The following is a 10,326-nucleotide window of genomic DNA, read 5'->3' on the forward strand; positions in this document are numbered from 1 at the left end:
GGCCCCGGTACCAACTACCCGGAACACGGCAGTACCGGGTCTCCGGAACACCGGTACCAAAAACCCGCATCTGACAATAGACCAAACTGTGAACGAAACTCTGAACGAAACTCTGAACGAAACTGTCAAAGCGCTAATCATCTTTCAAACTTTGATTCGCAGTATGGACTTTAAAGTATGAAAGAGCTGGTAGACAAAGTGCTAAATATGTAATAGACTCAGAAACATGAGTTGGACTGATGTGCGAGTTGTGGAAACGCTCGCGGAACTCCGCGCTTTCGGGGATGACACAACGCTGGTGGAATGCAAAACCGCCGCAGGAGGAGTACCTGAGGGTATCGGGGAGACACTGTGCGCATTCGCGAATATGCCACAGGCAGGCGTAATCATTCTTGGTGTCAATGAACGCCAAGGCTTTGCCATCACTGGGGTGCAGAATCCAGCGGAGATGGAGAAGGCCATCACGTCAGTGAACCGTTCTTCCGTGTCGCCGGCACCGCAACTCGTGTTCTCGCACCATGTCGTCGACGACAAAAAGATTGTGGTGGTGGAAGTGACGCCGCTGCTGCCGTCGGAAAAGCCGGCGACTTTTCGTAACAAGGCATTTCTCCGTCAAGCTGATGGAGACTATGAAATGAACTCCAATGACATCAAGATGTTGGAACTTTCAGCGCTCACAGAGAGCCAGCAGATACTCTCCGACTTTCAATCGGTACCGGGAACTGACACTGGCGTGCTTGATCCACAGGTGCTTAAAGGGTTCATCAAATCTGTGCGGGAGTCCCGCTCGCGCGTGGCCAAGATCGATGATGATGCACAGCTGCTCCAAGTCACCAATGTCACTGATAATCAGGGTGACATTCGGCTTGGAGGATTGTATGCGCTTGGTTACCTGCCGCAATCAGTGGAACCTGCTCTCGGTGCGACTGTTGCAGTGAGGTTGTCTCGCGGGGATGGAGTTGGCAGGCATAAGAACCTCAAAGAAATTGAGGGGCCGCTGCCAGTGATGTTGGTGGAGATCATGGAGTGGATCCGCCAGAATTCAGACACCGTGAGTAGGTACACCGAGAGTGGTCACCTGGTGGATGAGCCGGAGTTCCCACCGACGGCAATCCGTGAGGTTCTTGCTAATGCTCTGGTTCATCGCGACTTGGGGCCTTCCGTGGAGGTGGGAAAGAAAGTTGAGGTCCGGATCACGGAGAAGATGCTCGTGGTGGTCAGTCCGGGGGGTCTTCGCGGTCTGTCTGCATCTCAGCTGGAAAGCCCGGAACTGACCAAAGCGCCGGTGAACAAGCGGCTGTACGAGATAGCCCGTTACTTGCGTACAGCTGAGGGTGAACGAGTGATTGAAGGTGAAGGTGGCGGAATCCAAGAGATTCTCACGGCCACCCGAGAAGCTGGTCTGCCGAAGCCTCGGTTCATTGATAACGGTGTTAGCTTCAAAGTGTTGTTTCCGCGTGGCTCACGCTTCACCGAGGCAGATAATCAGTGGCTTTCAGATCTGAAACAAGAAGCCAAGCAACAGTTCACTCCAACGGAAGAGGACATACTGATCAACCTGCGGAGCGGGGGTGGAGCGACGTTGTCGCACATCGTGCAGTTGTACACACCGTTGGGGGAGCGGAAGTGTAAGAGGATCCTTGACAGACTCATTGATTGCGGTGTTGTGGAGCTAGAGGACGGCATCTACTCAGTGCCAGGAGAGCGGAAGGAGATTACATATCGGCCAGACCATGCCAGCGTGGACCAGCATTTCTTGGTTGCTTTGGGCAAGAATGTGCCGGCAGTTTACGCAGCGATTGGCCCAGGCGAGTTTGTAACTCTGAAAGACATGCAGTCGAGGACGGGTTTGTCGCCAGCACAAGTGCGGTATGCGCTTGAGCCTCTCCTCGCTGAAGACCATGTTGTCATGTTGGGTGGTCAGGGGCGTAAAGCAACTGTGTATAGCCGGACTTAGACCAGCGGAATTCTCAATTTGGATGAAAGTGCGAATGAAAGTGTGAAAAGTATTCGCAGTTTCGCACTTTGATTCGCAGTTTGAGGCGGGGTTGTGCAAAGTGGCCTCGTGCGCGCCGGGTTTTGTGTACAAAGAAAGATAGTTTCGTGCACAAAATCTAGGAGGGTGGACATATGCGCAAATGCTTATCGACGGTTGCTGCGGTCGGATTGAGTGTTGGCCTCGGGGTCACGGGCCTGGCAGGGCAGGTGCCACAGGCGGACGCGACGCCGTTTGGGTCGGTGGCGGATCTGACGCCGATGTCCTCGGTGAAGGCGGGGGAGCCGATGCGGGATGTGGCACCGCGCGAAGTGCCGGTGTACCGCAGTGGTCTGCCAGCGGTGGCGCCGAGTGGTGAGCCGGGCACGGTCCTAGCGGAGGTGCCACTGGATGAGCGAGTGGGGTTGAGCAGCGCATCAAAGCAGTTCAGGGTGGCGTACACGACGGTGGATCAGCACGGGAAACCCGCGACGAGCACCGGAGCAGTGTTCTTGCCCAAGGGGGAGAAACCCGAGGGCGGTTGGCCGGTGCTGGCGTGGGCGCATGGGACGGTGGGGTTGGGGGATGAGTGTGCGCCGTCGATAAACGCACGATCGGCGCGTGATGCGGAGTACCTCAACCGTTGGCTCGACGAGGGGTACGCGATCGTGGCTACGGATTATGTTGGGCTGGATTCGCCGGGGCTGCACAGCTACCTGAACGGTAAGGTCGCGGCGGCGAACGTGGTGGATTCTGTGGCGGCGGCGCACGCGATGGCGGGCACGCAGGGGCCGGATGGGTCGGTGCTGGCTAAGCGGTGGGCCGTGATTGGGCAGTCGCAGGGCGGGGGAGTGGCGCTGCACGTGGCGCATCGTGCGACGCCGCGCAGCCAGCAGCTCGGCCTGGACTACCGCGGTGCGGTGGCCACCGGCGCGCCGGCGTACGTGGAGGAGATCATCCTTGCTGGTGGCCCCACCTTCCCGCCGGTGCCGCTGCCGGCAGCGCTGAGCACCTACGGGCTGTACATCCTGACAGCGGTACAGGAGGCGTACCCGCACGTGGATCTGGATTCCGCGCTGACGGAGGACGGCAAGCGCATGCTCACGGAGGCGAAGAAGAGCTGCTTCCAGGAAGTGCGCGACGCCGCGGCGGGGACAAACCTGGCGCGGGCATTTTCCAAACCACTGCGCAGCGTCCCCGGTCTGGAACAGGCCACGCGGGACCTCATGGGCACCCCTGTTGCTGGTTATGACAAGCCGGTCTTCCTCGGCCACGGCCTGCAGGACCAGGATGTGCCCACCCCGATTGGGCTCATTCTGAACTCGGAGATGTGGCTGCGCCAATTCATTGGTGACCCCCGGAACCAAAAGGTTGTGGTCAAGTGGTACCCGGCTGATCACGGCGGGACGGTGAACATGTCCACGGTGGACTCGGTGCCGTTCCTGCGGGAGATCCTGTCCTAGAGCCCATGCCTGTGGGGGCCGACTTCGCCTGCTTAGGCCCCTCAGACACAAACTGCAATGAATGAAGTGCAATGAACCAGGTGGATTCGCGGGCAGCTGCCTAGCTGGCGAGCCCCGACCTGGTTTATTTGAGTTCGTTTATTGCAGTTCATTCATTGCACTTTGCAAGCCAATCTCACACCCACCTGACTAACCGCTGGTATAACTTTAAAGCACGTGACACGGGGTGCCGGCGCGCAGAAGCGTCGGCTGAGATTAGACCCGTCGAACCTGATCCAGTTAGTGCTGGCGGAGGGATGGTCACGGGGAGACGCACGCATGCGCGTATGCGATCGCCCCTGGGCTGCTTCCGCCTTGAATGAAGGCGAGAGAAGCAATGAGCTTTTTCAAGAAAATCACGGCGACGATAGCGGCGGTGGGCGCCACGATGATGCTGGCGGCCTGCGCGGCCGACGGCGAGGGCAGCGGCGACGGCGGCGACAATAACGGCAAGGTCCGCATCGCGCTGGACTGGACGCCGAACACCAACCACACGGGGCTCTACGTGGCGCTGAACAAGGGCTACTTCGCAGAGGCGGGCCTGGATGTGGAGGTGCTGCCGTACAACGATTCCAACCCGGACCTCATGGTCGATGCTGGTCAGGCGGAGTTCGGTGTGAGCTTCCAGGATACGGCCACGATTGCGAAGGCAGCGGGTGCGGATCTGCGCTCCGTGTTGGCTGTGGAGCAGACGTGGGCCACGGAGGTGAGTGTGCTCGCGGACCGTGAGGAGATCAAGAGCCCGAAGGATCTGGACGGCCTGACGTTCGGTGGTTTTGCCAACTCGGCGGAAGAAGCAACCATGCGCGGAGTGGTGCAGGCGGCCGGCGGTAAGGGCGAATTCGACACGGTCGTCCTGGGCACCAGCGCGTATGAGGCGCTGTACTCGGGGGACGTGGACTTCACCGTGCCGTACGTGGCGTGGGAAGGCATTGAGGCAGAAGACCGCGGTGTGCACCTGAAGAACTTCAAGTACATCGATTATGGTTTCCCGGATGCGTACCAGGTGGTCATCGTGGGCAACCAAACCTGGATGGACAAGAATCCGGAGCAGGCGAAGAGCTTCGTGCAGGCCCTCCAGCGCGGCTATGAGGACGCGATCGAGGACCCGGACGCGGCGGCGGAAATCCTGCAGAAGGAAAACAGCGACCTGCTGGAGGATCTGGACTTCCTGCAGCGCTCGCAGCGGATGCTGGTGGAGAACTACATGCTCGACGAGAACGGCAAGTTCGGAGGCCAGACCGAAACGCACTGGGCGGAGCTGGGGCGTTTCCTGCAGGAGCAGGGTCTGCTCAAGGACGAAACCGGCAAGGAGCTGACGGAGGAGCCGGACTGGAACACGTACTTCACCAATGAGTACATCACCCAGTAAAGCGCCGAAAGGCACCGTCGCCGTCCCCACCGCTTTCATCCTCATTGCGGTCGCGGTGTGGGAGCTCGTGGTGAAGCTTATCGACGTCTCCCCCCGCATCCTCCCCACCCCCACCCAGGTGGCGCGCGCCGGGTGGGAGCAGCGGGAGGTCATCGCGGGGCACGCGGCGGCAACGCTACAGGTCACGGCGGTGGGCTTTGCGCTGTCGATGGTGTGCGCGTGGGTGTTGGCTATCGCGTCGGATTTCTCACCGACTCTGCGGAAGGGGCTGCAGCCGTTGCTGGTGGCCTCCCAGACAGTGCCGGTGATTGCCATTGCGCCCTTGATCATCATCTGGTTCGGCTTCGGCATCGTGCCGAAGATGCTGGTGGTGGCTCTGGTGACGTTCTTCCCAGTGGCCATTGGTCTCATCGAGGCCTTTGACCGCACGGACCGGGACGCCACGCGTCTGCTCCGCAGCATGGGCGCCAGTCGCTGGCAGCAGTTCCGCATGGTGCGCCTGCCGCAGGCGATGCCGGCGTTTTTCACAGCACTGCGCATCGGCATCACGTACGCGGTGACGGGCGCGATCTTCGCCGAGTACGTCGGCGCGAAGCAGGGCCTGGGCATCTACATGAGCGTGCAGAAGAACGCCTTCCGCACGGATCTGGTGCTGGCAGCGGTGGTGGTCACCGCGGCGCTGAGTATCGCGTTGTACCTGTCCACCTACCTCATCGAGCGCGCGGTCATCCCGTGGCACATCAAGGAGCGCAAAGCACATGGCTGACACACCAGTGGTCCACCTTGAACACGTAAGCAAGTTATTCGGGCAGCTCACGGTACTCAAAGACGTCTCCTTCAGCGTTGAGCCCGGCGAGTTCGTGTCCATCATCGGCCCGTCGGGCTCAGGCAAATCGACGCTGTTCAACATCATCGCCGGCCTGGACTCACCTACCAGTGGCCGCGCGACGGTCAACGGCACCACGGCATACATGCCGCAAAAAGATCTGCTGTTTCCGTGGCGCACCATCCTGGACAACACGGCGCTCGGCCTCGAAGTTCAAGGCACGCCCAAACAGGAAGCCCGTGCCCGCGCACGCGAACTGTTCCCGCAGTTCGGGCTCGACGGCTTCGAGGACGCGCTGCCGTTCGAACTCTCCGGCGGCATGCGCCAACGCGCCGCACTTTTACGCACGGTTGTACAGGGTAAAAGCACTTTGCTTCTCGACGAACCCTTCGGCGCCCTCGACTCCCTCACCCGCACCGAACTCCAAAACTGGCTCAAAGGGATGTGGGCGGACCATGACTGGACCGCCCTGCTCATCACCCATGACGTGCGCGAAGCGGTGACGTTGTCAGATCGCGTCGTGGTGCTCGGGCCGAGGCCGGCGGGGGTGAGGGAGATTGTGGACGTCGATAAGCAAGCAAGCAGTGAATTGGAGCTGCACCTTCTGGAGCTGCTCCACGAGCGCTAAACCTCCAGCTCAGGGTGGATGTGCTTAGCGACGACGACACGTTCCTTCCAGAATCCCGCCATCGCGATGAGGAAGGACGCCACACCCACGGAGGTGAGCACGATGAGTGCGACGGTGACGCGGTGGTCGCCGGGTGCCGTGCCGAAGAGCACGTGGCGCATGAGGTCCACCGAGAACCGCATCGGATCCCACGAGTGGACCCACTGGATGAACTCGGGTTGGACCTCCGGCGGGTACAGGCCGTTGGATGCTACGAGCTGCAGTGACATGAGGATCATGGTGATCAGACGGCCTGTGGACGGCCCGAAGATGGCGTAAATAGCCAAGATCGCCGTGACAAAGATGATGGCCACGTACGCCAGGGCAAAGAACATCTGTACCGGGTGCTCCGCGTTGACCCCGAGCACGAGGTTTTGCATCCACCACAGGTGGAACGCCTGAATCACACCCAGGATGGCGGCTGGGATCCAGGAGCTCAACACCACGCGCAGTGGGCTGACACCGGAGTCAATGGCGCGCCGGGAAATCGGGTTGAACACCATGAACATGATCAATCCGCCGAACCACAGGGACAGGGAGAGGAAGAAGGGGGACAGGCCTACACCGAACAGGGAAACATCATCGCCGGTGTTTTCCAGCCGGACGGGGGAGCTGGCAACGGAGGAGGCGGAGTCGAGCTTCTCACCATCAAAGCGCGGGACCTTCCCGGCACCTTCGTTGAGTTTGAAGGCCAGCTCACCGGAGCCGTCATCTAGTTGGATGATGCCGCTGTTCAGGTCATCCATACCGGCGGCGAGCTGCTGGGTGCCGTCCGCGAGGACATTAGAGCCCTCGGATAGAGTGCGCACACCGACCACGAGTTGGGTGGTGCCGTCACTGAGTTGGGTGGTGCCGGTGAGGAGTTCACCGGAGCCGTCGTGAAGCAAGTGCAGCGCATTGGACAGCTCGCGGGCACCGTCGGCGGCTGAGTTGATGCCGTCCAGGAACTCCGCCGGCGTGCCTTGCTGCAGCTGGGGGATGTTCACCGGTGCGAGCACACCAGCGGCTTGGTTCACACCGTCACGCAGGCGCCCCAACCCGTCGGCGAGTTCATCGGCGCCGGTGGAGGCTTGGCCGAGGCCGTCGTTGAGGCGCTGGGCGCCGCTATTAAGCTCGTGCGCCCCCTCGTCGAGCTGGGTGGCACCGTCAACGAGATCCGGCACCTTCTGCAATGCTTCCTGCACGCCGTCGTTGAGCTGGTTCGCGCCGTCGTTGAGGCGCTGGCTGCCGTCGCGGGCTTGGGTGGTGCCGTCGTGAAGCTTGTCCGCACCTTCACCCGCTTGATCCATGCCATCGCCGATGGTGTTGAAGCCCATGAACATCTGGCGCGAAATCTGCTCACCCACGGTGCCACTAATCACCGAGGTCATCACACGCGTGACCTGGTTACCCAGCATGGTGGGGATGAAACCGTTCGTGTTATTCAACGTCACGTTGATCTTCGCCGGATGCGGGTCATCCGTGTTCACACTCACCGCGGCCTCGGAGAAGTTCTTGGGTATCTCCACACCCAGGTAATACGTGCCGTTGCCAATACCCTCGATGGCATCCTGCGCCGAGACTTCCACGAAGTTCATCGGCTCCACCTTGAGTAGCTCCGCGGCTACCTGGTCGCCGGCGCGCACCTCCTTCCCATCAGGGCCTTGCGCGCCCTCATCGGAGTTGACCAACGCCACCGGGATCTTGTTCAGGTTGCCCAGCGGATCCCAGTAACTCCACACGAACAAGCCACCGAACAGCAGTGGCAGCAACGTAATGGCAATCAGCGCCAGCGGCGGCAGAACACCCCGCAAGAGTTTGCGGAAGTGCGTGCCTACATTCAGGCCCGAAATCATGCGTTCACCTGCTCTTCCTCGTCGTTGGAGGCCTCCGGGGCGTGCCGTAGATCCACAATCTCATCCGCGTGGTTATCCGGATCCTCGTTGACGGAGTTGACCACCACCGGCAGATGCTTGGACAGCTCCACCAGGTCATCGAGCACCGCCGCGCGCAGGCGGAGGCTGCGGATCTGATCAATGTCGTCGATCACCAGTGCCTTCGCGTCTGGCCGCGAGACCAGTGCCAGCAGCACGCGCAGGCGGAAGCGATCTTCCACGCTCACATCGCCGATCCTGAGCGAGACGTCGAGGTCCTCCAAGCTGAGCACGTCTAGCCACGGCTCCACATTCGGGTGCGCCAGCACATCGCGCGGCACACGTTTGAAGAAGGGCTGGCTCCACGCGATCTGTTCCCGCAGGATATGGCGGGTATCCATCTGGCGTTCAAGGCCATCGAGCATGGTCAGGCCGGCCATGGCCACGTCCTTGAAGCGTTCACGCGGGGTCGTAGTCGCCCCGCTCAGCGCGATCTCGCCGCCGAACTGTTTGAAACGCCCCGCCAAGGTCATGCACAGGGTCGATGAGCCTGACTCGCGCTCCGTAATCAGCAGGGTCAGGCCGTCGCCGATCTCAAACGTCAGCGGTTCGTCGCCTTTGCGGACAACAAGGTCCGTCACTTGAAAAATGGGTTCCACTGTTATGTGCCCCCGTTGTTCTTTCTGGGTCTAAGTGGAGGATAAACTATCAGTTCTACTCCGGATATCATTCACCACGAGTTTCATTGAGTCAAGGCGGAAATCATGCGATCGGATGCGGTGTTAAGGCGCAAAAAGCTTATCGACGCAGCCTGCTCCCTCTTCCGCACCCACCCCTCCACCACCGTCACGTTGGAAGCGATTGCGTCCCGCGCCGAGGTAGGCATTGCCACCCTGTACAGGAACTTTCCCACTCGCCGGCACCTCAACGTGGCCTGTGGGATTGCAATGCTCACCGACATCGGGCTGCTCATCGAGGAGCTCAAAGAAAACTTCCACACCGACCCCCGCGCCCAGTGGGACGGGTTTGTGTGGAAGCTGCTTGATGTGGGCGCGTGGCCCCTGGTGGAGGCCATCGCGTCGGAGGACCTTGGCAAAAACTCCGAACTAGCGGCCACGCGGGCGGAAACAATTGAGGCCTTCCAAGCAGTCCTCGACCTCGCCGTCCCCGCCGGCCTTGTCCCGCGCGGGCTCACCCCGCTCGAATTCGCCGAAGAGGTCTTCGTGGTCACACGCCCCCTCGACGGCAAGCTTGGGGAGGAACACCCCGACGTCCAACACCGCCTGGTGGACCGCCTGCTCACCGCGTGGCGGAACGCGGACTAGATGTGTTATGTCCATAGGGTTTTTGGACACGGGCTCCATGGTGTTTTTGGACACACTTCTAGTGGCTCATGGTTGTAGCCTGCGTTTCGGCCGGGGCTTGGATAATTTCGGGTTCATCCGCGGTGGTTGACGGTGTTTCATTCCTTCGACGAGGTTGATGTTGACTTGACCACCTGGTGGCCTGTGGCTCAACGTGATCGGTAGCGGCACGCTGAAGAGGAATTCACCGTCATGGGCCGTGTAGAACTCCGCAGTGTTATCGGCTGTGACCGTGGAGTAGAGTCTGCGGTTTTTAAACCTCAGGCCAATGTAGAGACCGAAGCCGCACACGCGTACAACGCCATCTTTGCTCACGCAGAGTTGCTCTGGGATGCCCCAATGGTTTGTTGAATGTGTCGTAGGCATCGTTAACGTAGGGGTATCGGTGGGAGGTATGCCTTGCTGAGCTGCCATGTCATCGGTGCTGGCCTCGTGTGAAGTTGCCGCTTCCGCGGGGCCGTTTAGCATGTCGGATACAGTTTGTGGGTTGTGCGCCTGGTTATAGGCAACTACGCGGGCCCAGATCTGATCAGGATCAAGTGGATGCGTAGGCGACGGTGCCTTGGGGAAAGTATCGAAAGCTTGGCGTGGGGTGATGTGCATCTTGCCGACCAGCAGCGATTGGTGCCGTCGTCGCTCGTTGTACACCTGGCGATATTCAGCCAGATATGTGTTGACCTCGGCAAGGTGGACTGGGTGGCGTGCATCGAGGAACTGGGTCAACGTACGGTGAGATCGCTCGTCTTTTCCCTGGGTTGTCGGGGCGA

Annotated in this window: 9 protein-coding genes and 1 riboswitch; of the genes, 6 read left to right on the forward strand and 3 right to left on the reverse strand. The window is 60.4% G+C overall.

Annotation, left to right across the window (positions count from 1 at the left end; genetic code table 11):
• Positions 1-226: 226 nt before the first annotated feature.
• The 5 genes from QP994_RS10390 (at position 227) to QP994_RS10410 (ending at position 6,303) form a co-directional block, all read left to right on the forward strand.
• Positions 227-1,957, forward strand: a complete 1,731-nt coding sequence (locus QP994_RS10390) for an RNA/DNA-binding domain-containing protein (protein WP_284866691.1) — start codon at positions 227-229, stop codon at positions 1,955-1,957.
• A gap of 173 nt (positions 1,958-2,130) precedes the next feature.
• Positions 2,131-3,438, forward strand: a complete 1,308-nt coding sequence (locus tag QP994_RS10395; protein ID WP_284866693.1) for an alpha/beta hydrolase — start codon at positions 2,131-2,133, stop codon at positions 3,436-3,438.
• Positions 3,439-3,650: 212 nt separating this feature from the next.
• Positions 3,651-3,753: riboswitch (TPP riboswitch) on the forward strand.
• A 61-nt stretch (positions 3,754-3,814) separates the two neighbouring features.
• Positions 3,815-4,849, forward strand: a complete 1,035-nt coding sequence (locus tag QP994_RS10400; RefSeq protein ID WP_284866694.1) for an ABC transporter substrate-binding protein — start codon at positions 3,815-3,817, stop codon at positions 4,847-4,849.
• Positions 4,830-5,615, forward strand: coding sequence for an ABC transporter permease (locus tag QP994_RS10405; RefSeq protein ID WP_284856289.1), 786 nt, complete (start codon positions 4,830-4,832; stop codon positions 5,613-5,615). Before QP994_RS10400 ends, QP994_RS10405 begins: the two co-directional genes overlap by 20 nt.
• Positions 5,608-6,303, forward strand: a complete 696-nt coding sequence (locus QP994_RS10410; protein ID WP_284866697.1) for an ABC transporter ATP-binding protein — start codon at positions 5,608-5,610, stop codon at positions 6,301-6,303. The genes QP994_RS10405 and QP994_RS10410 overlap by 8 nt, the downstream gene beginning before the upstream one ends.
• On the opposite strand, the gene QP994_RS10415 is transcribed toward QP994_RS10410, so the two are convergent.
• Entirely contained in the window at positions 6,300-8,177 is a 1,878-nt protein-coding gene (locus tag QP994_RS10415; protein WP_284866698.1) for a YhgE/Pip family protein, read from the reverse strand. The genes QP994_RS10410 and QP994_RS10415 overlap by 4 nt on opposite strands.
• Positions 8,174-8,854 carry a hypothetical protein gene (locus tag QP994_RS10420; protein ID WP_284866700.1) on the reverse strand — a complete coding sequence of 227 codons (681 nt, stop codon included), beginning with the start codon at positions 8,852-8,854 and terminating at the stop codon, positions 8,174-8,176. Before QP994_RS10420 ends, QP994_RS10415 begins: the two co-directional genes overlap by 4 nt.
• A 105-nt stretch (positions 8,855-8,959) precedes the next feature.
• On the opposite strand from QP994_RS10420, the gene QP994_RS10425 reads away from it, so the two are divergent.
• The gene (locus QP994_RS10425; protein WP_284866701.1) at positions 8,960-9,520 is read left to right on the forward strand and encodes a TetR/AcrR family transcriptional regulator; all 561 of its coding nucleotides are present in this window, start codon (positions 8,960-8,962) and stop codon (positions 9,518-9,520) included.
• 66 nt (positions 9,521-9,586) lie between these two features.
• Here QP994_RS10425 and QP994_RS10430 read toward each other — a convergent pair.
• The coding region (locus tag QP994_RS10430; protein WP_284866703.1) for an integrase core domain-containing protein at positions 9,587-10,326 on the reverse strand (740 nt) is incomplete at its 5' end.

It is taken from the genome of Corynebacterium sp. MSK044, assembly GCF_030232825.1.
Lineage (GTDB): Bacteria > Actinomycetota > Actinomycetes > Mycobacteriales > Mycobacteriaceae > Corynebacterium.